Origin of the sequence: Streptomyces sp. B21-083 (genome assembly GCF_036898825.1) — a bacterium.
Lineage (GTDB): Bacteria > Actinomycetota > Actinomycetes > Streptomycetales > Streptomycetaceae > Streptomyces.
Window position 1 is genome coordinate 3,905,344 of sequence record NZ_JARUND010000001.1, and the last position, 21,381, is coordinate 3,926,724.

The 21,381-nt window shown below is 70.6% G+C and carries 23 protein-coding genes; 13 read left to right on the forward strand and 10 right to left on the reverse strand.

The features are described 5' to 3' along the window. Positions 1-41: 41 nt before the first annotated feature. On the reverse strand, positions 42-1,199 hold the full coding sequence (locus tag QA861_RS17445; protein WP_334589240.1) for an acyl-CoA dehydrogenase: 1,158 nt from the start codon (positions 1,197-1,199) through the stop codon (positions 42-44). Between the two features lie 223 nt (positions 1,200-1,422). Between QA861_RS17445 and QA861_RS17450 the strand changes: the two genes are divergently transcribed. The 6 genes from QA861_RS17450 (at position 1,423) to QA861_RS17475 (ending at position 7,952) form a co-directional block, all read left to right on the forward strand. Further along, entirely contained in the window at positions 1,423-2,766 is a 1,344-nt protein-coding gene (locus QA861_RS17450) for a UDP-glucose dehydrogenase family protein (RefSeq protein WP_334589241.1), read from the forward strand. A gap of 514 nt (positions 2,767-3,280) precedes the next feature. Beyond that, positions 3,281-3,973: a hypothetical protein gene (locus tag QA861_RS17455; RefSeq protein ID WP_334589242.1), complete on the forward strand. Its 693-nt coding sequence runs from the start codon at positions 3,281-3,283 to the stop codon at positions 3,971-3,973. Next, positions 3,970-5,337: a copper resistance CopC/CopD family protein gene (locus tag QA861_RS17460; protein ID WP_334589244.1), complete on the forward strand. Its 1,368-nt coding sequence runs from the start codon at positions 3,970-3,972 to the stop codon at positions 5,335-5,337. The genes QA861_RS17455 and QA861_RS17460 overlap by 4 nt, the downstream gene beginning before the upstream one ends. Positions 5,338-5,364: 27 nt before the next feature. Then, positions 5,365-6,522, forward strand: coding sequence for a cupredoxin domain-containing protein (locus tag QA861_RS17465; RefSeq protein ID WP_334589245.1), 1,158 nt, complete (start codon positions 5,365-5,367; stop codon positions 6,520-6,522). A 117-nt stretch (positions 6,523-6,639) separates the two neighbouring features. Continuing rightward, on the forward strand, positions 6,640-7,164 hold the full coding sequence (locus QA861_RS17470; RefSeq protein WP_334589246.1) for a hypothetical protein: 525 nt from the start codon (positions 6,640-6,642) through the stop codon (positions 7,162-7,164). Next, entirely contained in the window at positions 7,161-7,952 is a 792-nt protein-coding gene (locus QA861_RS17475; RefSeq protein ID WP_334589247.1) for a cupredoxin domain-containing protein, read from the forward strand. The genes QA861_RS17470 and QA861_RS17475 overlap by 4 nt, the downstream gene beginning before the upstream one ends. A 218-nt stretch (positions 7,953-8,170) precedes the next feature. On the opposite strand, the gene QA861_RS17480 is transcribed toward QA861_RS17475, so the two are convergent. Further along, positions 8,171-8,680 (reverse strand): CGNR zinc finger domain-containing protein, encoded by a 510-nt coding sequence (locus QA861_RS17480; protein ID WP_334589248.1) that lies wholly within the window; start codon positions 8,678-8,680, stop codon positions 8,171-8,173. Between the two features lie 110 nt (positions 8,681-8,790). Here QA861_RS17480 and QA861_RS17485 point away from each other — a divergent pair, with 110 nt between their 5' ends. Continuing rightward, the gene (locus QA861_RS17485; protein ID WP_334589249.1) at positions 8,791-9,150 is read left to right on the forward strand and encodes a VOC family protein; all 360 of its coding nucleotides are present in this window, start codon (positions 8,791-8,793) and stop codon (positions 9,148-9,150) included. 43 nt (positions 9,151-9,193) lie between these two features. Beyond that, on the forward strand, positions 9,194-9,589 hold the full coding sequence (locus QA861_RS17490) for a VOC family protein (RefSeq protein ID WP_334589250.1): 396 nt from the start codon (positions 9,194-9,196) through the stop codon (positions 9,587-9,589). 23 nt (positions 9,590-9,612) lie between these two features. On the opposite strand, the gene QA861_RS17495 is transcribed toward QA861_RS17490, so the two are convergent. Further along, positions 9,613-10,797 (reverse strand): dipeptidase, encoded by a 1,185-nt coding sequence (locus QA861_RS17495; protein WP_334589251.1) that lies wholly within the window; start codon positions 10,795-10,797, stop codon positions 9,613-9,615. Between the two features lie 422 nt (positions 10,798-11,219). Here QA861_RS17495 and QA861_RS17500 point away from each other — a divergent pair, with 422 nt between their 5' ends. Together QA861_RS17500 and QA861_RS17505 are read left to right on the forward strand one after the other, a co-directional pair. Beyond that, the gene (locus QA861_RS17500) at positions 11,220-12,077 is read left to right on the forward strand and encodes a helix-turn-helix domain-containing protein (RefSeq protein ID WP_334589252.1); all 858 of its coding nucleotides are present in this window, start codon (positions 11,220-11,222) and stop codon (positions 12,075-12,077) included. Positions 12,078-12,113: 36 nt separating this feature from the next. Next, a complete protein-coding gene (locus QA861_RS17505; protein WP_334589253.1) occupies positions 12,114-12,509 on the forward strand; it encodes a hypothetical protein in 396 nt (131 codons plus the stop codon). Between the two features lie 236 nt (positions 12,510-12,745). Here the strand turns inward: QA861_RS17505 and QA861_RS17510 are convergent, their stop codons facing one another. The 4 genes from QA861_RS17510 to QA861_RS17525 form a co-directional block, all read right to left on the reverse strand. Next, a complete protein-coding gene (locus QA861_RS17510) occupies positions 12,746-12,997 on the reverse strand; it encodes a DUF397 domain-containing protein (RefSeq protein WP_334589254.1) in 252 nt (83 codons plus the stop codon). Positions 12,998-13,086: 89 nt separating this feature from the next. Beyond that, positions 13,087-14,265: a dipeptidase gene (locus tag QA861_RS17515; protein ID WP_443041502.1), complete on the reverse strand. Its 1,179-nt coding sequence runs from the start codon at positions 14,263-14,265 to the stop codon at positions 13,087-13,089. 5 nt (positions 14,266-14,270) lie between these two features. Then, on the reverse strand, positions 14,271-14,813 hold the full coding sequence (purE, locus tag QA861_RS17520; protein WP_334589256.1) for a 5-(carboxyamino)imidazole ribonucleotide mutase: 543 nt from the start codon (positions 14,811-14,813) through the stop codon (positions 14,271-14,273). Continuing rightward, entirely contained in the window at positions 14,810-15,970 is a 1,161-nt protein-coding gene (locus QA861_RS17525; protein WP_334589257.1) for a 5-(carboxyamino)imidazole ribonucleotide synthase, read from the reverse strand. The genes purE and QA861_RS17525 overlap by 4 nt, the downstream gene beginning before the upstream one ends. Positions 15,971-16,114: 144 nt before the next feature. On the opposite strand from QA861_RS17525, the gene QA861_RS17530 reads away from it, so the two are divergent. Next, positions 16,115-16,696, forward strand: a complete 582-nt coding sequence (locus QA861_RS17530; RefSeq protein ID WP_334589258.1) for a GtrA family protein — start codon at positions 16,115-16,117, stop codon at positions 16,694-16,696. 86 nt (positions 16,697-16,782) lie between these two features. Here QA861_RS17530 and QA861_RS17535 read toward each other — a convergent pair whose 3' ends face one another. Both QA861_RS17535 and QA861_RS17540 read right to left on the reverse strand, forming a co-directional pair. Continuing rightward, positions 16,783-18,057 (reverse strand): sensor histidine kinase, encoded by a 1,275-nt coding sequence (locus QA861_RS17535; RefSeq protein ID WP_334589259.1) that lies wholly within the window; start codon positions 18,055-18,057, stop codon positions 16,783-16,785. Positions 18,058-18,218: 161 nt separating this feature from the next. After that, the gene (locus QA861_RS17540) at positions 18,219-18,896 is read right to left on the reverse strand and encodes a response regulator transcription factor (protein ID WP_006383781.1); all 678 of its coding nucleotides are present in this window, start codon (positions 18,894-18,896) and stop codon (positions 18,219-18,221) included. Between the two features lie 745 nt (positions 18,897-19,641). On the opposite strand from QA861_RS17540, the gene QA861_RS17545 reads away from it, so the two are divergent. Then, a complete protein-coding gene (locus tag QA861_RS17545; protein WP_334589260.1) occupies positions 19,642-19,800 on the forward strand; it encodes a hypothetical protein in 159 nt (52 codons plus the stop codon). Continuing rightward, positions 19,797-19,970 carry a hypothetical protein gene (locus tag QA861_RS17550; protein WP_334589261.1) on the forward strand — a complete coding sequence of 58 codons (174 nt, stop codon included), beginning with the start codon at positions 19,797-19,799 and terminating at the stop codon, positions 19,968-19,970. The genes QA861_RS17545 and QA861_RS17550 overlap by 4 nt, the downstream gene beginning before the upstream one ends. Positions 19,971-20,119: 149 nt before the next feature. Here the strand turns inward: QA861_RS17550 and QA861_RS17555 are convergent, their stop codons facing one another. Then, complete coding sequence (locus QA861_RS17555; protein WP_443041561.1) at positions 20,120-21,367, reverse strand: hypothetical protein; 1,248 nt, start codon at positions 21,365-21,367, stop codon at positions 20,120-20,122. Positions 21,368-21,381: the final 14 nt, after the last annotated feature.

Below are 21,381 nucleotides of genomic sequence, written 5' to 3' on the forward strand. Positions count from 1 at the left end.
ACGCCCCCGCCCGCAAACAGCCTCCGCTGTGCGAAACCCTGCTACGGCAGGTTCCTCGCCATCACGATCCGCTGGACCTGGTTCGTGCCCTCGTAGATCTGCGTGATCTTGGCGTCGCGCATCATCCTCTCCACCGGGTAGTCGCGCGTGTAGCCGTAACCGCCGAGCAGCTGGACCGCGTCCGTGGTGACCTCCATCGCCACGTCCGACGCGAAGCACTTCGCCGCCGCGCCCTGGAAGGTGAGGTCCTTGTCGCCGCGCTCGGACTTCGCCGCGGCCTGGTAGGTCAGGGCGCGGGCGGCCTCGATCTTCATGGCCATGTCGGCGAGCATGAACTGGATGCCCTGGAAGTCGGCGATCGGCTTGCCGAACTGCTTGCGCTCCTTGACGTACCCCTTGGCGTAGTCGAGGGCGCCCTGCGCGATGCCCAGCGCCTGCGCGGCGATCGTGATGCGGGTGTGGTCCAGGGTCTTCATGGCGGTGGCGAAGCCGGTGCCCTCCTCGCCGATCATGCGGTCGGCCGGGATGCGCACGTTGTCGAGGTAGACCTCACGGGTCGGGCTGCCCTTGATACCGAGCTTCTTCTCCGGGGCGCCGAAGGAGACGCCCTCGTCGGACTTCTCGACGACGAACGCGGAGATGCCCTTGCTGCGCTTGGTGGGGTCGGTCACGGCCATCACCGTGTAGTACTCGGACTCGCCCGCGTTGGTGATCCAGCGCTTCACGCCGTTGAGGACGTAGAAGTCGCCGTCGCGGACCGCCCTCGTCTTCATACCGGCCGCGTCCGAGCCCGCGTCGGGCTCCGAGAGGCAGTAGGAGAACATGCCGTCGCCCTTGGCGAGCGGTGTCATGTACCTCTTCTTCAGCTCCTCCGAGCCGGACAGGATGACGGGGAGGGAGCCGAGCTTGTTGACCGCCGGGATCAGGGACGAGGACGCGCACACCCGTGCGACCTCCTCGATCACGATCACCGTGGCCAGCGCGTCGGCGCCGGCGCCGCCGTACGACTCGGGTACGTGCACCGCGTGCAGGTCGTTGGCCACCAGCGCGTCGTGCGCCTCCTGGGGGAAGCGGGCTTCCTCGTCCACTGCGGCGGCGTACGGCAAGATCTTCGCCTCGGCCAGGGAGCGGATCGCGTCGCGGAGCATGTCGTGCTCCTCCGACGGGCGGTACAGGTCGAAATCAGCCGATCCGGCCAAGGTCTCTCACGCTCCAAAGACGCTGTGTGACTGACGCTAACTACCGTTAAGTAACCCTGTAGGTAATCCAAATTTTAAGGGCCTGCCCACCCCAGTGTGACGTGAGCTTGGCGACAGGGGGATTCTGCCCGGCCGGGGCCGCAACAGCCCCTAACAGGCCCGCGACTATGCTCGCCATCGCACACACGACCACCCCCAGGCCACACCCCAGGAGCAGGCACCCATGGCTCTCAAGATCACCGTGATCGGCACCGGATACCTCGGCGCCACCCACGCCGCCGCCATGGCCGAACTCGGTTTCGAAGTGCTGGCACTGGATGTGGTCGAGGAGAAGATCGACCTGCTGCGGCAAGGCCGGGCTCCCATGTACGAGCCCGGGCTCGACGAGCTGCTGCGCAAGCACGTCGCCGGGATCGAGGGTTCCACCGGGCGGCTGCGCTTCACCATGGACTGGGCCGAGGTCGCCGCCTTCGGCGACATCCACTTCGTCTGTGTGAACACCCCGCAGAAGCACGGCGAGTACGCCAGCGACATGTCGTACGTCGACGCCGCGATCGAGTCCCTCGCCCCGCACCTGACCGCCCCCGCCCTCGTCGTCGGCAAGTCGACCGTGCCCGTCGGCTCGGCGGACCGGCTCGCCCGCACGATCGCCGGACTGGCGCCGGCCGGCGCGGATGCCGAGCTGGCCTGGAACCCGGAGTTCCTGCGCGAGGGCTTCGCCGTCCAGGACACGCTGCACCCCGACCGGCTCGTGGTCGGCGTACGGAGCGAGCGGGCCGAGAAGCTGCTGCGCGAGGTGTACGCCACGCCGATCGAGGAGGGGACGCCGTTCGTCGTCACCGACTTCCCGACCGCCGAGCTGGTGAAGACCTCCGCGAACTCCTTCCTCGCCACCAAGATCTCGTTCATCAACGCCATGGCCGAGGTCTGCGAGGCCGCCGACGGGGATGTGGCGAAGCTCGCCGAGGCGATCGGGTACGACGACCGGATCGGCAAGAAGTTCCTGCGGGCCGGGATCGGCTTCGGCGGCGGCTGTCTGCCCAAGGACATCCGGGCGTTCATGGCGCGCGCCGGGGAGCTGGGCGCCGACCAGGCGCTGACCTTCCTGCGCGAGATCGACTCGATCAACATGCGTCAGCGCGGCCAGATGGTGGAGCTGGCCCGGCAGGCGCTGGGCGGCGGCCCGTTCCTCGGGAAGCGGGTCGCGGTGCTCGGCGCCACCTTCAAGCCCGACTCGGACGACGTCCGCGACTCGCCGGCTCTCAACGTCGCCGGGCAGATCCACCTCCAGGGCGGCCAGGTGACGGTGTACGACCCGAAGGGCATGGACAACGCACGACGGGTCTTCCCGACGCTCGCGTACGCCGACACGGCCCTGGACGCGGTCCGGGGCGCCGACGCCGTACTGCACCTGACGGAGTGGCGGGAGTTCCGCGAGCTGGACCCGGCGGCGCTGGGCGAGGCGGTGGCCCACCGGCTCGTGCTGGACGGGCGCAACGCCCTCGACCCGGAGCTGTGGCGGCGGGCCGGGTGGACGTACCGGGCCATGGGGCGCCCTACCGCCTGACGGGGCACCGGCGTCGTCAGGAGCAATTCCTCCCCCGCCGGAACTCGGGAGGAACTCGGGAGGAAATCCCAACGGCAGGCAAAATGGGGGGCCGTCGCATTCGGCGCGCGACGACAAATGTGATGCGCATGCCTCCCTCGAGAAATGCGTGACGGGACCGGACGGACATCCATCACCGGGGCTCGTCCCACTCGCGCATGAGAGCGCCTGAGCCGGGGATGACGGCGCCCCGCACCAGCTTGTACCCCCTCCTCCCCCCCTCCTCCAAATCTCCAGAACCGGTTCGAATTCCATTCGAGCGATGTGTGGGAATTGCTGTGCCATAGGCACGAATTCTCCATGGCCATATTGCGCGTATTGACAGCCTTCTCGACCCATCTCACAGCGGGGGTACCCCCGAAAGAGAGGTGGGCAACAGGCAGTTAACGAGCGCGTAGCCAAGCGGAATCCGCACCGCCCTCCAATGGTCCGCATTCACCTACCGGAATGACCGGACCATGCCAGGAGAGTGCTCATGCCCTTGTTCCGTAGGCCGGGTGACCACCGCGACGAGTTCGTCGCGGGGGCTCTCGTCGGGGCGGTGGTGATCGTGCTCGGCTACGCGTCGGGCATCGGCGCGACCACCGCCTCCGGCGCCGCCGAGGCCGCCGCTCCCCCGCCGGCGCCGCCCGTGGCGACGGCACCCCCGGCCGCCGCCCCGGGCGACTCCGGCATGCAAGCGCCGGGCGGGGACACGGGCGGCGGCACGAGCGGCGGCTGGACGGGCCAAGTACCGGCGGGCACCGGGGAGTTGCCGGTGTACGGCGGCGACACGGGCACCGGCTCCGGCTCCGGGGCCGGGGCCGGCACCCCGGGTCACACGGGCCATGCCGGGCCCGGCACCTCACCCACCCCGACGCCCACCCCTCCCTCCGGCACCTCGCCCGCCCCCGCCCCTTCCCCGACCCCCTCCGGCTCCGAGCCGCCCACCGACGACGGCAGCTGCGCCGACGGCGAGGTAAGGCTCGTGGCACCGCTCCTCACCGGCATCACCCAGCCCTTGTTCGGCCTCCTCGGCGGCACGGACGCCACTGGTACGGACGTCGACGAGACCCCCGACCCGACGGCCGCCCCGTGCATCGGACTCGCTCCTCTCTCCGGCCTGCTCGGCGGCTCCGTCCCCTCCGTCTCCCCCTCCGCGTCCCCGCTGCCGGAGGTCACGCCGTGACCCGCGGCCGTACCCTCCGCGTCCTCTTCCCTCTCCTCCTCGGCGCCCTCATCTACGGCCTGGTCGGGGCGCCCCCGGCCGCGGCCCACACCGAGCTGGTCAGCTCCACCCCGAAGAACGGCGCACGGCTCGCGAAGGCCCCCGACCACCTCGTCCTCACCTTCGACGAGCCCGTCGACCTCACCGACGTCCGCGCCATGACCCCCGACGGCGACCGGCTCCCGGTGACCCGCCCACCGCACGGCGGCGACGACACCGTGCGGATAGCCACCGCTGGACCGGCGAACGGCACGCTCTTCGTCGTCTGGTCCGTCGTCGACATGGAGGACGGCCACGCCTCCTCCGGCCGGCTCTCCTTCACCATCGGCACGACGGCTGGCACCGCGGCCGCCCATGGCGCCCAGAGCCCCCAGGGCGCCCCGGACCGCGGCGACGAGGCCACCGCGCCCACCCCCTCGCCCCTGGTGCGGAAGGGCCTCGTCGCCGCTCGCTGGGCCGGGTATCTCGCGCTGGCCGTGTTCGTCGGCGGGCTCGCCTTCGTCGCGCTGCTGTGGCCGCGCGGCGCGGAGACACCCCGGGCGCGGGCGCTGCTCTCGCTGGCGTGGGTGTGCGGGCTGGTGTCGACGGTCGCGGGCATCGGGCTCCAGGGCGCCTACGTCTCCTTCGGCGGTCTGCGGGACGCGCTGCGCCCGGCCTCGTACACCGAGGTGCTCACCACCGAGCCCGGTGTCGCGCTCGCCGCGCGCGGTCTGCTGTGGGTGCTCGCGGCTGTGGTGCTGAGCGCGCTGCTGCAGGGCGGGGCCAGTACCTCGCGCTCACCCGGCTGGCGCGTGGGCGCCCTCGCGGTGGCTCTCGGGCTGCTGCGGACCACCGGTATGCGAGGGCACAGCTCCGAGGGCAGCGAGCCGGCCTGGGGCGCCGTCGCCGACCTCGTCCATCTGCTCGGGGCCGCACTGTGGATCGGCGGCCTGGTCATGCTGACGGTGGCCGTGCTGCCGCGCCGCCGGCCCGTCGAACTGGCGTCGGTGGTGCCCGGTTACTCGCGGCTCGCCGCCGTCTCGGTCGCCGCGATCGTCGGCGCCGGGCTGGTGCTCGCCTGGCAGGTCGTGGGGTCGTACGACGCCCTGCTGCACACCTCGTACGGGCACCTGCTGCTGGTCAAGACCGCCGTCCTCGGGACCGTCCTGGTGGCCGCCCAGGGCAGCCGTCAGTGGGTGCGCACCCGCCTCGATCTCGCCGTGCTGCTGCGCGGCGACGCCGCCACCGTGCGGCCCTTCGGTTACTCGGTCGCGGCCGAGACGGGGCTCGTCCTCGTCGTACTCGCCGTGACGAGTCTGCTGGTCACTGCCGATCCCGGCCAGTGAACTCCCCCTGAAAATCTAGGAGTTGCTTTGAAACGCACCGACGAAACCGGTGGGGCCGGCGAGCGCGCACCGCGCCGCGGGTCGCCCGCCGGGAACCGGTCCCTATTGATCGCGGGGCTCGGCGCGGCCTTCGCCGCCGTGCTCAGTCTGGGACTGCTCCAGGCGGCCTCCGGCAGCACCACGACCCCCACCTCGGACTCGGCAGCGGGCGCGGCTCAGGCGCCCGCAGCCGTGGCGGCCGCGGCCGCCGAGGTACAGCCGGCCGTCGCGGCGGCACCCGACCACCAGGTCGACATCATGAACTACAAGTTCGGCGACGGCGCGCAACTGGTCGTCAAGGTCGGCGAGACCGTGCGCTGGACGAACCACGACAGCGTCCCGCACACGGTCACCACCACCAAGGGCCCGAAGAAGTTCGACTCGGGCACGCTCGCGCAGGGCGACTCCTGGTCGTACACCTTCACCACGGCGGGGACGTACGAGTACTACTGCGCGGTCCACCCGGACATGGTCGGATCGGTGAAGGTCGTCGCGGACGACAGCGGCTCGACGGGCGGTTCGACCGGTGGTTCGACCGGTGGTTCGACCGGTGGTTCGACAGGCGGGTCCACGGGTGGCTCCTCGGGTGGCTCCTCGGGTGGCTCCACCGGCGGGTCCTCAGGTGGCTCCACCGGCGGTACGTCGGGCGGGTCGACGGGCGGCTCGACGGGCGGCTCGGGTTCGAGCGGCGGCGGCAGCACCGGTGGCAGTAGCGGCACCGGCGGCAGCACCTCGGGCGGCTCGTCCGGTGGCAGCACCGGCGGTTCCGGGGGCGGCGACGGCAGCGGTGAGCAGTGCGCCAGCGTCCAGGACGTGCTCCTGCCGATCCTCCAGCACATCAACGCCGCGCACCTGGAGCGGTCTCCGGGCCAGCAGGTGCAGGACGCGCTCGCGCTGGACTCGTACATCAAGCTGCACACGGTGTGGATCGAGACGATCCTGACGCCCGCCGTCAACGGCGGCGGAACGGTTGTCGACGAAACGCTCAGTGTCCTGCTGAACCACATCAACAAGGCACACCTGGAGGAGTCGCCCGGGCAGCAGATCACCGATCTGCTCGACGTCGACAGCTACGCCAAGATGCACACGGTCTGGGCCGAGCACCTGCTCGCACCCACCGAGGACTTCCTCACCGGCAGCTGCTGACGGTTCGCCCCCGAGGAAGGACGCCGGTCCGGCCGAGGCTCAGTCGGCCGGACCGGCGCCCGCCTCATTCTCCACACCCCCGCCACACTTCGGGAACCGCTTTCAAGGAGACCCGGGATGACAACCGTCACCCTGCCCACCGCCACAGCCATCGCCGCCGTACTGCCACGCCCCGGCCGGTACGCCGTGGCCCCCGACCGCTCACTGGTCGAACTCACCACCTGGTACGGCCCGTTCCCCACCCACCGCCGACGCGTCACCCTCTCCGGCGCCGCCCTGACCGTGCCCGACGATCCCACCGAGCCCCAACACCCCGCCCCCGCCGCCACCCCCACCCTCCGCTTCGAGTTCGAGGGCCTCGACCGGACGGACGGCGCCCCCACCCTCCTCACCTCCGACACCGTCGAACTCCTGCGCGGCGGAAGGCAGTTGCAGCTCACCGGCGATCTGCACCTGCGCGGAGTCCGCTTCCCCGCCCTGCTGCGCCTCCGGGTCGTCGAGCGCGCCGACGACCGCCTGCTCGTCGTGGGCACCGCCCGGCTGCCCTACCGGCTGCTGCGCCGCGCGACCGGTTTCCGGGCCGGCCGTCTGCCACGCCCGGCGACACGGCTGCGGCTCCTGGTCGCCGCGGAGTTCGCGTGAGTACGGCAGGGAGGCCGGTCCAGCCGCTGTACCGGGCCGCCCTCCGCGTCGTACTCGCCGTACTCGCCCTCGTCGCACTTCTGTCGGCCGCGCCCGGGCAGGCATCGGCGGCCACCTACCGGGTCACCATGCAGGGGTACGCCTTCGCCCCGGCGACCCTCAGCGTCCCCGCCGGCTCCACGGTGACCTGGACCAACCAGGACACGGCCCCGCACGACGTGAAGACCACCTCGGGCCCGGTCCAGATCCACTCCCCCATGCTGAACAAGGGCGAAAGCTGGAGCTTCACCTTCACGACAGCGGGTTCGTACGCCTACTACTGCACCGTCCATCCGAACATGACGGCCGGAATCGCGGTACAGGCGGCGGCGCCCGCGCCATCGGCGGCCCCGACGCACTCCCACACGCACACGGAACCCACCTCGGGCTCGGGATCGGAGCACCACGGGACCGGGGCGGGGGCTGGGCCCGGGACCGGGACCGGGACCGGTATGACCCAGTCGACGGCATCGACCGGCCGCACATCGACACACACAGCTCCGGTCACGGCCTCGGCAGCGGCGCCGAAAGCCCCCGGCCGGGCCTCCCCGGCACCAACAGCACCAGCCGCCTCGCCGGTCACCGAGGCGGCTCCCCAGGCTCAGTCCGCCGCCGCCGTCGGCTCGGCACGGCCACTGGACCCGTTGCTCCTCCTGACGGGGATCGTCGCCGGGACCGCCGTCCTGTGCCTGCTGCTGGTGGGGTCGCGGGCCGCCGCTCCGCGCGAGAGGGGCGAAGCCGACGCCTAGGAGCGGTCACCGAGGCTCGTGACGACGGCCGGCAGGCGACCCGTCGCGTAGTCCCGGTGACCACCTGCTCGACGGTGATCACCTCGGGGTCGGCGCTGTCGTGGACGACGACATCACGGATCTCTCGCGCTCGCGCCGGGCTCGCGCCCTTGGTGACGCTCGGGCACGGCAGGGGGCTCCGTTCCATCGGCGCGTGACCAACTCCTGCGCCCGGCAGCCTACTTGGCGCGGTACCGCCGCATCTTCGCGCGTGCCCCGCACCCCGCCATGGAGCACCAGCGCCGGCGCTGGGCGGGGCTGCGGTCGTAGTACGCCCAGTGGCACTCGGGCAGTTCGCAGGCCTTGAGGCGCAGCCAGGTGCCGTCGGTGAGCGCCTCGGCGACGGCCGCCGCCACGCGGGAGAGCAGCGGGCCCTCCTCGGCGGCGGTCAGGCGGGCCGAGCCGTCCCGTTCGTCGACGGTCACCAACAGCGGGGCGCGGGACAGCAGTTGGCCCAGGGGTGTGACGGCCTCGTGCGGTGGATGCCCGGCGTGCGCGAGGCAGACGGCACGCAGGGACTCGCGCAGTTCCTTGACGGCGGCCAGTTCCCGTTCGGTGATCTCCGCGATGCCGAACGCGGCACGCCCCTCGGCGGCGTTCAGCGCGTCCCGGCCCGATTCCAGGCCTCTGGTGTTCACCAGTGCCTCCACGAGGGCCAGCCCTCCGGGCGCGGACCCGATCTCGCTCATACCGGCGACGGTACCTCCTCGCGTTACCTCCTATGCGGGGGCATCCGGTAACCGTTACCGTATGAAGCCCATCAACGGGTAACCGTCAACAGGTGACAACGGAGGAATCCATGGCCATCGCCAAGTTCGACAGTGTCGTCCTGGACTGTCCGGACCCCGGCGCCCTCGCCGCCTTCTACGCCGGGCTGCTGGGCGGCACACCCGAGGTCGAGGAGGACTGGGTCGACCTGCGGATCCCGGACGGGCCGCAGCTGGCCTTCCAGGCCGCTCCCGGCCACGTACCCCCGCAGTGGCCGTCCACCGACGCCTCGCAGCAGTTCCATCTGGACGTGACCGTGGCCGACCTGGACGCGGCCGAGCGGGAGGTGCTCGCGCTGGGCGCGAAGCCGCTGGACACGGAGGACCGGGACCGCTCGTTCAGGGTTTACGCGGACCCGGCCGGGCACCCGTTCTGCCTCTGCGCGGGATGAACAGCCCTCAAGGGCGCATCAGCCGTAACGACCGGAGGAACCCATGACACCCATAGCCCGTTTCCGTACCGTCGTCGTCGACTGTCCCGAGCCGCGCGCGCTGGCCCGCTTCTACGCCCGGGTCGTCGGGGGTACGCCCGCGGACGAGGACCCCGAGTGGGTCGTCCTCCAGGTTCCCGGCGGCCCGCGCCTCGCCTTCCAGCAGGCGCCCGGGTACTCCCCGCCCGAGTGGCCGCGGGCCGACCACGGCTCCCAGCAGTTCCATCTCGACCTGGACGCCGGCTCCACCTGGGCGGAGCTGGACACGGCCGAGGAGGCGGTCCTCGCGCTGGGCGCCCGCCCGCTGGATTCGGACGACCAGGACGGCAAGCGGGACTTCCGTGTGTACGCCGATCCGGCGGGGCATCCGTTCTGCCTCTGCCGGGTCGAGCACGCCTGAATCCCGCGAACCACTGAGGCAGGTCAGCCGTCCAGCTCCGCGATCCGTGCCGTCGACGGCTCGCGGCGCTGCTGGGCCGCCTTGGCCGTGAAGTCGGCGCTGCGCAGCACGCGTTGGACGTTCCCCCAGGTGAGAAGGGTGAGGTCGGGCTCGGTCCAGCCTCGGCGCAGGAGTTCGGCGATCAGGTTCGGGTAGCAGGAGGCGTCGCCGAGTTCCTGCGGGTGTGCGCTGCCGGCGTCGTAGGTGCCGGACAGCCCGACACACTCCGGGCCCGCCACCGCACGGACGTGGTCGAGATGGTCGGCGACGTCACGGACGGACGGCCCGGCCTGCTCCGCCGTCAGCGGCACCAGGCACAGGCCTCTGGCCGCGCCCAGCTCGGCGAGCGTCGCGTCGGGGAGGTTGGCGGGGTGGGGACGCAGGGCGCGGGCGGCGGAGCGGGTGCACAGGACCGGCGCCTTGGAGATCGTCACGGCACGGCTGATGGTGGCCGGGGAGGCGCCCGAGAGGTCGGCCAGCACGCCGAGCCGGTTCATCTCGCGGACCACCTCCTCGCCGAACCGGGTCAGCCCGGCCTCGCTCGCCCAGGACGTCCCGGCGAGGGTGAGCACGCGCAGGCCCAGGGAGTGCAGGACTCGCAGGATGCCGATCGAGTCGTCGAGGGCGGCCGCGGCGGCGGGCCCGAGGACGACGGCGACCCGACCGCAGTTGCGCGCGTCGGTGACCTGCCCGGCGGTGCCGGTGAGCCGCAGGCCCTCGGGGTGGCTCCGGGCCACCGTCTTGACCAGGTCGAGCTGTTCCAGGGTGGCGCCCACGGCACGGTCACCGGCGAGGCCCTCCGGCAGGTGCAGCGCCCAGAACAGTGCGCCAACGTGGCCGCGTCGCATCCGGGGCACGTCGGTGTCGACGGCGCTCTCACCGAGCTCCAGGTCGTACCAGGGCAGGTGGCGCAACGCCCAGGGCAGCCCGCTGTAGCCGTCGGCGACGGGGTTCGCGGCGAGGAGGGCGTGGGCGCGGTCGAGGGGATCGGCGTCCGGGTCGCGGAGGAGGGCGAGCGCGAGCTCCGCGTCCGTGGCGTCGCCGGGTGGCTCGTCGGGGTGCTCGTCGGGGTGCTCGTCGGACTCCGGCGCGGGGACGGGCGTGGCGGCCGACGGGTCGGGTTTCCCGACCTCGGCTGTGGTGCGCAGTTCGTCCTGCAGGTCGGCCATGACGGGCTCCCGTACGTCGTGATCTACCTCGTGATCGCAATACGGTCACCGTCGCACGGGGGCGAGGGGGCTTCCTGGTGGGTGGGGCGTTCGGGGGTACGCCGGGCTCGGGAGTGTGCGCGCGCTCGGCGCACGGTGGGGCGCACGACGGAAAGCGTTCCGGCCGACGCCACAGAAGACACAACTCACCTCGTCCGCCGCAGCAGACCCACACGCGTGTGTGACCTACGCAACTTCGCCGCCCTCGAACAGCTCCCGTCGATTAGACATGTGTCGTTCGGGTAAGCCCAATTTGACGACAGCCAGAGGCTTACATCTGTTGGCCTATCGCGATTGGGAGTGACGCGAGTCGACCTACTACGATGGCGAAGTTTCGGCACGACCAGTGCCCAACCGCCGCTGTCAAGATCCTTAGGAGCATCATGCCCACGGCCGTGGACCCGAGTCTCAATCGCCGCAAGCTGCGACTGGCGCTGAAATCAGCCCGCGACAAGCGCGGTCTGACGCAGCGGGACGCGGCCGACGCGCTGGAGTGGTCGCTGTCCAAGCTGATCCGCATCGAGGCGGGCACGGTCAGTCTGTCCGTCACGGATCTGCGCGCGATGCTCATCGAATACGGCGTGAACGACCCCGATGCCGTCGCGGAGTTGGAAGACGCGGCCCGGGGCAGCAAGGGTCAGTCCTGGTGGTCCGAGTACAACGACGTCATCAGCCAGCCCTTCTCCCAGTACCTGGGCTACGAGAGCGCGACGAACCTCATCCGGAGCTACCACCCGAGTCTCATCCCGGGCCAGCTGCAGATCACGGACTACATCACCGCCCTCTGGGAGGTCAGTGAGCCGACTCCCCGGGCCAGGCGCCTCATCGACATGAGGCTGGCCCGACAGGAAAGGGTCTTCCAGGACGGCGGTCCCAAGGTCGAGATGATTCTGGACGAGTCCGCGCTGCGCCGCCAGATCGGCGGTCCCGGGGTAATGCGCCGTCAGTTGGCCCACCTCAAGAGGCTCGCGTCCGGAGACCAGACCAAACTGCGGGTCCTGCCCTTCACGGCCGGCGCCCACGACAGCATGGACAGCAGTTTCATCCTCCTGGGCTTCCATGACGACGAGGACGTCCTGTACCTCTCCGGACCCGGCGGCGTTCTCACCAACCGGGACGACCGGGAGAAGGTCGCCCGCTACCAGGAGTGCTTCGAAGACCTGCAGAACAAGGCGCTCGACGAGGAGAGCACGATGGCACTGTTCGACGACCTCATCGAAAACTTCCACCGCACCCCCTGACGTCCAGTCAGCGTGCACTGAGGCCCGGGGGACGTCATGACAAGCGACGACGAGCGCAAGGGACCGGAGCTGGGCCCCCGCCGCTCGCGCCGCGCTGAGCCCGACTACAACATCTTCCTGCAGTCGGGAGCCGCTGCCGGTGAATCGGACGAGACGTACCCGTATCCGCCCGGGCCTCAGCGCGGGAAGGTGGATGTCGACGTCACGATCAAGCTTCTGCGCAACCTCGCCGCCCTGGTCGTGTTCTCCTCGGTCACCCTCACCCTCGTGGCCTTCGCCGGCATCGGAATGGGCGTACCGCCGTGGTTCTGCCTTGTCGTCGCCTTCGGCGGTGGCCCGCTCACGATCTGGGCGTTCGTCATGGCCTTCGGTGCGGTGCAGTCCTCGCTGCTGGACGGACGAGGAGGTCCACCGTCCAGTGGCGGGCCGTAGCCGGTGAGCGCACCCACCACCAGCCCGCGGCGGCGGACACCGCGACCAGCACCGCCAGCCACATCACGAGCCGCACCCACAGGCTTCCGCCCAGCAGAGAGACGCCCGCGCCGGCAGCCATGGCGAGCATGCCCGTCACCACGCAGTATCCGGCCAGCCCGGGATTCCTGGCCACCGTCTGCCCTCGGCGTTCGCCGCTCATCTCACATCCCGTGCTCAGTTCGCACCACTCGAAGTTACACTTTGTCCCGATCTGTAACATCCGGGGCGAGGAACAGAGTCTTCGCCACCCGCCAGGCATCCGCTGTGAAGCTCACCGGCGCGCCGTCCGGCCGTTTGGAATCGCGGACGCGAACCACCCCGGGCACTCTGGCAACCTCACAGCAGTCCTGATCATCAGTGCCGCTGTAGCTGCTCTTCCGCCAGACAATCGCACCCCGATCCCCGGCCAACGCAGCCCCCTCGATATCTCGCCCCGCTCCGAGCAACGCTGAACGCGCCTACGGTTCTTACCCGTTGTGGCCACGGTTCAACAGACGGTCGCCCCTCTGGCGCGTTCTGGGGGTCCGGGCGCCCCTCACCCGTCCAGTTGCTCCAGCGTGGCGTTGGAAGGCCCACGCCCCTCCCGTACCTCCCGTGCCACATCCTCCGCAGCCCCCAGCACCCGCACCGCGTTCCCCCAGGTCAGCTTGGCAAGATCACCCTTCGACCAGCCCCGGTCCAGCAGCTCCGCGATCAGGTTCGGGTAGCCGGAGACGTCCGACAGCCCGTCCGGGGTGAACGCCGTGCCGTCGTAGTCGCCGCCGATGCCCAGGTGGTCGATTCCGGCCACCTCGCGCATGTGGTCCAGGTGGTCGGCGACCGTCGCGGCCGTGGCGACCGGGCGCGGGTTGGTCTCCTCGAAGGACCGGTGGACCTTCATCGCCTCGGGGGTCGTGGCGAGATGGTGGAAGCCGTGGGCGCGCATGTTGTCGTCCGCTGCGGCCGTCCAGTCGACGGCGGCCTGGAGCACGAACTTCGGTACGAACGTCACCATCGCCATCCCGCCGTTGACGGGCAGGCGTTCCAGTACGTCGTCGGGGATGTTGCGCGGGTGGTCGCACACCGCGCGCGAGGAGGAGTGGGAGAAGATCACCGGCGCGACGGACGTGTCCAGCGCGTGCCGCATCGTCGTCGCGGCGACATGCGAGAGGTCGACCAGCATGCCGAGGCGGTTCATCTCCCGGACCACCTCGCGGCCGAACTCCGACAGACCGCCGACGCGCGGCTCGTCCGTCGCCGAGTCCGCCCACGCCACGTTGTCGTTGTGGGTGAGGGTCATGTAGCGCACGCCCAGCGCGTACAACCCCCGCAGGGTGCCGAGAGAGTTGGCGATCGAGTGACCGCCCTCGGCGCCCATGAGGGAGGCGATACGGCCCTCACGCCGGCCCGCCTCCATGTCGGCGGCCGTCAGCGCGGGCCGCAGATCATCCTCGTACCGCGCGATCAACTGGCGTACGCAGTCGATCTGTTCGAGAGTCGCGGGCACCGCGTCCGGCAGGTCGGGGCGGACGTACACCGACCAGTACTGCGCACCGACCCCGCCCTCGCGAAGGCGCGGGATGTCGGTGTGCAGGTGGGTGTTCTGGGCGGTGGCGATGTCGCGGGCGTCGAGGTCGTAGCGGACCTGCTCGCGCAGCGCCCACGGAAGGTCGTTGTGGCCGTCGACGACCGGGAACTCACGCAGCAGTTCCCGGGCCCGCTCCAGTGAGCTCACGGACGTCACTTCCCGAAACCGAAGCCGCCGCCGCCCGCGCCGCTCTCGACCTTGGCGCGCAGCCGCTTGCCCTTCTCGGTGGCCTGGTCGTTCAGTTCCTGCTGGAACTCCCGCATCCGGCCGAGGAGTTCCTCGTCGTGCGAGGCCAGGATGCGCGCCGCCAGGAGGCCCGCGTTGCGCGCGCCGCCGACCGAGACGGTGGCGACCGGTACGCCCGCCGGCATCTGGACGATCGACAGCAACGAGTCCATGCCGTCGAGGTACTTGAGGGGGACGGGGACACCGATCACCGGGAGCGGGGTCACCGAGGCCAGCATGCCGGGCAGGTGGGCGGCGCCGCCCGCGCCCGCGATGATCGCCTTCAGTCCGCGCTCGGCGGCGTGCTCGCCGTACGCGATCATCTCGTGCGGCATGCGGTGCGCGGAGACGACGTCGACCTCGTACGCGATCTCGAACTCGTCGAGGGCCTGGGCGGCTGCCTCCATGACGGGCCAGTCGGAGTCCGAACCCATGACGATGCCCACGACGGGGCCTGCGACGGAACTCATTCGGTGATCGTGCCTCTCAGGTAACCGGCTGCGTGACGGGCGCGCTCCAGCACGTCGTCCAGGTCGTCGCCGTAGGTGTTGACGTGGCCGACCTTGCGGCCGGGCTTCACGTCCTTGCCGTACATGTGGATCTTCAGCTGCGGGTCGCGGGCCATGCAGTGCAGGTACGCGGAGTACATGTCGGGGTAGTCGCCGCCCAGGACGTTCGCCATGACCGTCCACCTGGCGCGGGGGCGCGGGTCGCCGAGCGGGAGGTCGAGGACCGCGCGGACGTGGTTGGCGAACTGGCTGGTGATCGCGCCGTCCTGGGTCCAGTGGCCCGAGTTGTGCGGGCGCATCGCCAGTTCGTTGACCAGGATGCGACCGTCAGGGGTCTCGAACAGTTCGACGGCGAGGTGGCCGACGACGCCGAGTTCCTTGGCGATGCCCAGGGCCAGTTCCTGGGCCTGGAGGGCCAGCTCCTCCGCGATGCCGGGCGCCGGGGCGATGACCGTGTCGCACACGCCGTCGACCTGCTGGGATTCGACGACCGGGTACGCGACGGCCTGGCCGTGCGGGGAGCGGACGACGTTCGCCGCCAGCTCCCGTACGAAGTCGACCTTCTCCTCGGCCAGGACCGGCACGCCGGCCCGGAAGGGGTCGGCGGCGTCCGCCGCCGAGCGGACGACCCACACGCCCTTGCCGTCGTAGCCGCCGCGGACCGTCTTGAGGACGACCGGGAAGCCGTCCCCCTGGGCACCTTCGGAAAGGCCCTCGGCCGCGAAGGCCACCACGTCCTCGACATCGCGCACGATGCGATGGCGCGGGCACGGCACCCCGATCTCGTCGAGCTTCGCTCGCATCACGCCCTTGTCCTGGGCGTGCACGAGCGCGTCGGGGCCGGGGCGGACGGGGATACCGTCCGCCTCCAGCGCCCGAAGATGCTCGGTCGGGACGTGCTCGTGATCGAAAGTGATCACATCGCACCCCTGCGCGAACGCACGCAGCGTCTCCAGGTCGCGGTAGTCGCCGATGACGACATCACCGACCACCTGCGCCGCGGAATCCTGCGGGGTGTCACTGAGGACCTTGAACTTGATGCCGAGCGGGATGCCCGCCTCGTGTGTCATACGAGCGAGCTGCCCCCCGCCGACCATGCCGACTACCGGGAACGTCACCCGCCAAGAGTATCGGCCCGGCCATCGCGGCCCGATTACACGCCTGTGACCCGATGCGCACAGGCAAGCCCCATAGGGGGTGGTTAGCATGGCCGGGTTGACGAAATCCCACACTGCGATCCCACAGACGGGGGCCGACAGACCATGGAACATGGTTCCAAACGTGGTTCCAAAGACGGTTCCGACGGGCTTCATACCCCGCCCCGGAGCGCCGTACGCCGACGGTTCGACCAGTTCGCGGCCGAGGTGGCGAAGTTCGGGGCGGTGGGCACGGCGGGGCTTCTCGTCAACCTGCTCGTGTTCAACCTGGTGCGCGGCACGACCGATCTCCCGGTGGTCCGGGCCAGTGTGACCGCCACGGTCGTCGCGATCTGCTCGAACTACGTCGGCTTCCGCTACTTCACGTACCGGGACCGCGACAAGAGCGGCCGTACGAAGGAACTGACCCTGTTCCTGCTGTTCAGCGCGGTCGGGCTGGTCATCGAGAACGGCGTGCTCTACGCGGCGACGTACGGTTTCGGCCTGGACAGCCCGCTGCAGAGCAACGTCTTCAAGTTCGTCGGGATCGGTGTCGCGACCCTGTTCCGGTTCTGGTCGTACCGTACGTGGGTGTTCCGTACGCTTCCGGCGCGTGAGGCGGTCGCCAGCGCCGAATCGTTCCTGGAGGAGCTCCCCAAGGGTGGGACGATTCCCGGGCGCCGGAATCAGCGTCAGCGGGTGGGTTGAGCGGTCCGGTGCGGCACCGTCGTGGCTTGTCGCGCCCACGCGGCGGAGCCGCATATCGATACGGCCCCGCGCCCCTATGAGGGCGCCTACCTGACCGTCCGCTCCTCGTCGTCGCCCGGTGGCTTCTTCAGCGGCGTCCGGGACAGGAAGAGGCCGAAGACCGGTGGCTGGGCCTGAAGCATCTCCAGACGGCCCGCGTCGGCCTCCGCGAGGTCGCGGGCGACGGCGAGGCCGATGCCGGTGGAGTTGCGGCCGCTGATCGCCCGCTCGAAGATCCGGGCGCCGAGGTCGGCCGGGACGCCGGGTCCCTCGTCCGTGACCTCGATCACGGCCTGGTTGCCGATGACGCGGGTGCGTAGCGCGACCGTGCCCCCGCCGTGCATGAGGGAGTTCTCGATCAGGGCGGCCAGCACCTGTGCGACCGCGCCCGGGGTGCCGACGGCCTGCAGATGCCGTTTGCCGGAGCTGACGATGGCCCGGCCCGCGCTGCGGGAGGCGGGGCGCCACTCGGCGAGCTGCTGCTGGATGACCTCGTCGAGGTCGAAGGTGACGGCGGAGCCGGTGCGCGGGTCGCGGGCGTTGGTGAGAAGCCGCTGGACGACGTCCGTGAGGCGTTCGACCTGCGTGAGCGCGATCGTGGCCTCCTCCTTCACCGTGTCCGGGTCGTCGGTGAGGGTGATCTCCTCAAGGCGCATGGAGAGGGCCGTGAGGGGCGTACGCAGCTGGTGCGAGGCGTCCGCCGCCAGCCGGCGTTCGGCGGTGAGCATCCGGGCGATACGTTCCGCCGAGCTGTCCAGCACATCCGCGACCCGGTCGAGCTCCGGGACGCCGTACCGCTTGTGACGGGGGCGCGGGTCTCCCGAGCCGAGGCGTTCGGCGGTCTCGGCGAGGTCGGTGAGCGGCGAGGCGAGCCGGTTGGCCTGCCGTACGGCGAGCAGGACGGCGGCGATGACGGCGAGCAGGGCGACGGCGCCGATGATCAGCAGGGTGCGGCCGACCTCACGGGTCACGGAGGAGCGCGATTCCTCGACCCGGACGGTCTCGCCCTCCTCACCGTCCTCCTCGGCGGAGATGACGTCACCGACGGGCTGGTCCCCGACCTCGATGGGCGCGCGGCCGGGGATGCGCACCACGGCGTACCGGTCGCCGGTGACGAGACCGCCCAGCACCTTGGAGTTGATCTGCTCGTCACCGAGGATCCGGCTGTCCACGATGCTGGCCAGCCGCACGGCCTCGGAGTCCACCCGTTCCTGTGCGCTGGAACTGATGGTCCGCGTCTCGACGATGACGAGCGACACACCGAACACGGCGATCACCACGAGCACGACAGCGAGGGTGGACTGGATAAGACGACGACGCACGGCCCCTCCGGGCGATGGCTGACAAACGACGAACACGCCCTGGGACCCTGGGCGCCCCGCAGGGGCGCTCCCAGGGGCGCGGGGAACTGCGCGACCAGCCCCCACGCGCCCGCGGCCGCACAACAGCCGCAAGCCCCCCGGAGGGTTACGCGCGTAGTCGGCTAACTCTTCTCGAACCGGAAACCGACGCCCCGGACAGTCGCGATGTACCGAGGGTTCGCCGCATCGTCGCCCAGCTTCTTCCGCAGCCAGGAGATGTGCATGTCGAGCGTCTTGGTCGACGACCACCACGTCGTGTCCCACACCTCGCGCATCAGCTGGTCGCGGGTCACGACCCGCCCCGCGTCGCGCACGAGCACCCGCAGCAGGTCGAACTCCTTCGCCGTGAGCTGGAGTTCCTCGTCGCCCATCCACGCGCGGTGCGACTCGACGTCGATACGCACCCCGTGCGTGGCGGGCGGCTGCTGCGGCTCGGACGCGCCGCGCCGCAGCAGGGCCCGGACGCGGGCGAGCAGTTCGGCGAGCCGGAAGGGCTTGGTGACGTAGTCGTCGGCGCCCGCGTCGAGGCCGACGACGGTGTCCACCTCGTCGGCGCGCGCGGTCAGGATGAGGATCGGGACGGTCAGCCCCTCGGCACGCAGCCGGCGGGCCACTTCGAGGCCGTCCATGCCGGGCAGTCCCAGGTCGAGCACGACCAGGTCGATACCACCCTGGATGCCGGCGTCGAGCGCGGTCGGGCCGTCCTCGCGCACCTCGACCTCGTAACCTTCCCGGCGCAGTGCGCGGGCCAGCGGCTCCGAGATGGACGCGTCGTCCTCAGCGAGCAGTACACGGGTCATGACCTGATGGTAGACCGCCCTGGACGCGGCCCGGGGTGTGACCAGGTGTTCTTGCCTCTTACCTTCGGACGCCCGGCCAAGGGCATGCGGGACCGCACGGCCGGCACTCGCCGTCCACCACCGGCCAAACCTGTACCCCTACGACAAGAACCCGCCTCTTACCTTGGAATGGGCGACCGACTCCCCCCAGCCACCTGTGATTCATGTCTCAAGTCCCCCTATTTACGGCTGTGAACCATTGCGCGAGGAAAGAGGCCTTTCGCAGCACTCATGGATCTTGCTGCATTTTCCGCCGAAGGTCTTTTTCATGCCTGGGCGCGCAGGTACTCGATCTGCCGCTGGGCCAGTTCGGCCGTCCGGCACATATACCGGCCGAGCGGTGCCAGCTCCTGCTCGGTGTAGCCCTCGAACGTCGCCCGCCGCCCTCGCCGTGAACCGCCGTGCAGGCAGCGTGAGCCGCCGCATCCGGGGTGAGTACGGCGCCAGGCGGTCGTTTCGGGCGTACGTGCCTCAGCGGGCGGGGAGTTCGGCCCGGCGTAGGACCATGGTGACTGTGTGTCATCGAAGGGCGATGAAGGGCGTAGGGGAAATAGGCCCCGCCGAACGTGGGCATCCGGCCCTGTCCACACGGTTTCCGACCTACTGACGCGGCATGCTCGTCATACCTGCCTGAACACGCACCGTAATCCGGCGACCGCGTGCCTCACAGTCCTGACGCCGGAGCCTTCACACGAGGAGTGACCGAATGACGACGAACTCCCTCCCCCGTCTCCCCCGCCGCCCCCGCACCACCGTCCACCGCGCCACTCCCGCCCCCTCCTGGACCCCGTCCGGCGCCTGGGCCGCGCCGACCCCCGAGGTCCTGCGCTCGCTGGAGGCCGCCCTCGCACGGTGGTCGGTGTGAACACCGCCGCCCCGTCCCCCACGCCTGCCCAGACGCCGCCCTGCGATGTGTGCGAGGCACTGACAGCACAGCGGGACGCGGCTCGCGAGGCCGGACGTACGAGCGAAGTCGGCGACTGCGAGCGGGAGTTGCGGGAGCACGACGACCACGGGCGGCGGAGTTCGTCATGACTCCGCGCCCACCGCTCCACGCCTCGCGGTCAGCGACGCGAACGTACGGCTCCAGGCCCGTCCGCTGGACGCACCGCACGTGAACGGCGCGGGAGAACGCCGGACCCCGCCCGCCCGCACACTCCGGAGCGGGGTCCCGACCTCACCGTTCAGCGCAGGCGCCGCCGACCCGGCATGAACGTGAACACCGCCACGCCCGCCAGGATCACCGTGCCGGACACCAGGCCCAGCGCCTTCAGGGCCCCGTTGTTCTCGGCGCCCGTGTTGGCCAGGCCGCCGCTGGTGGACGTACCGCCGGAGCCGGACGTCGTGCCGCCCGACGTCGAGGAACCACCCGACGCGCCGCTCGCCTGTTCCTCCGTGTCCAGGGTCAGGGAGACCATGGACGCCTTCGGGGTGCAGGTGGTCGTCGTGCCGAGGGCGCTCACCGTCAACACGCCTGGCGACAGGGTCGATTGACCCGTCGCGCCCGGATTGTACGTGCCCGTCATGTCGGAGATCGTCATCGCGTCACCGGTCTTGATCGGCTCCGTGTTGGCCGGGCCCACGACATGGACCTTGCCCGTGTCGGAGCCACCCAGAACGACGTCCATGGACGGGTTCACCGAGTTCGCCGGCAGGTCGGCCGGGCTGTTCATCACGGAGCCCTTGAACTGCACCGTGATGGCGTAACTCCCGCCGTTCTTCTTGGCGTTGATCTGAATCGGGGACGTCACGTCCTTGTCGCCGATGGGCGTCACGCACTTGTACGGGACCTCGACGAGTTTGCCGGTGAAGTCCGTCTGGCCGTCGTCCGTCGGACTCGGTGTGCTGCTCGGCGACGCGCTGTCGTCCGAATCGGTCGGGGTGGGGGTCGGGGTCGGGGACGTGGAATCCGTCGGTGTCGGTGTCGGTGTGGTGGACGTCGACGGTGAACCGCCGTCCCCTGCCGTCACCTTGATCGTCGCCGACGACGGCACCGGCTCGGTCGGCGTGCACTTCGTGTCCGTCCCGAACGCGTTGATCGTGTACGCGTCCGGCGTCAGCGTCACGTCTCCCGCCGTCGTCAGTTTCACCTTGCCCCCCATGGCGGACAGGATCATCGCCGCGCCCTTGGGGATCGCCGGGTTCTGGCGCGGGCCCACCATCGCGACGTCGGCCGTCTGCGCCCCCGCCACCTTCAACACCCCGCTCGGCTGGACCGAGTTGGCCGGGAGGTCGATCAGGTCCGGGTTCTTGGACGCGGCCTGCGTGAACTGCCAGACCACCTCGACCTCGTCACCCACCTTCGCCGTCGCCGGCGCGGTGATCCGCACCTTGGTCGTACCGTTGACGGGCTCCAGCCCGGAGGCCGCCGGCGGCACGCACTTGGTCGCGTACGACACCTCGGCGGCCTGGGCGGGCCCCGCCGCGGCCATGCCCAGCAGAACAC

Coding starts and splice junctions, on each gene's coding strand:
- QA861_RS17540 (WP_006383781.1), bottom strand. CDS start 18,896: ATGACCCGTGTACTGCTCGCTGAGGACGACGCGTCCATCTCGGAGCCG.
- QA861_RS17470 (WP_334589246.1), top strand. CDS start 6,640: ATGACAACCGTCACCCTGCCCACCGCCACAGCCATCGCCGCCGTACTG.
- QA861_RS17480 (WP_334589248.1), bottom strand. CDS start 8,680: ATGAGCGAGATCGGGTCCGCGCCCGGAGGGCTGGCCCTCGTGGAGGCA.
- QA861_RS17485 (WP_334589249.1), top strand. CDS start 8,791: ATGGCCATCGCCAAGTTCGACAGTGTCGTCCTGGACTGTCCGGACCCC.
- QA861_RS17490 (WP_334589250.1), top strand. CDS start 9,194: ATGACACCCATAGCCCGTTTCCGTACCGTCGTCGTCGACTGTCCCGAG.
- QA861_RS17450 (WP_334589241.1), top strand. CDS start 1,423: ATGGCTCTCAAGATCACCGTGATCGGCACCGGATACCTCGGCGCCACC.
- QA861_RS17530 (WP_334589258.1), top strand. CDS start 16,115: ATGGAACATGGTTCCAAACGTGGTTCCAAAGACGGTTCCGACGGGCTT.
- QA861_RS17495 (WP_334589251.1), bottom strand. CDS start 10,797: ATGGCCGACCTGCAGGACGAACTGCGCACCACAGCCGAGGTCGGGAAA.
- QA861_RS17545 (WP_334589260.1), top strand. CDS start 19,642: ATGACGACGAACTCCCTCCCCCGTCTCCCCCGCCGCCCCCGCACCACC.
- purE (WP_334589256.1), bottom strand. CDS start 14,813: ATGAGTTCCGTCGCAGGCCCCGTCGTGGGCATCGTCATGGGTTCGGAC.
- QA861_RS17505 (WP_334589253.1), top strand. CDS start 12,114: ATGACAAGCGACGACGAGCGCAAGGGACCGGAGCTGGGCCCCCGCCGC.
- QA861_RS17555 (WP_443041561.1), bottom strand. CDS start 21,367: ATGGCCGCGGCGGGGCCCGCCCAGGCCGCCGAGGTGTCGTACGCGACC.
- QA861_RS17500 (WP_334589252.1), top strand. CDS start 11,220: ATGCCCACGGCCGTGGACCCGAGTCTCAATCGCCGCAAGCTGCGACTG.
- QA861_RS17455 (WP_334589242.1), top strand. CDS start 3,281: ATGCCCTTGTTCCGTAGGCCGGGTGACCACCGCGACGAGTTCGTCGCG.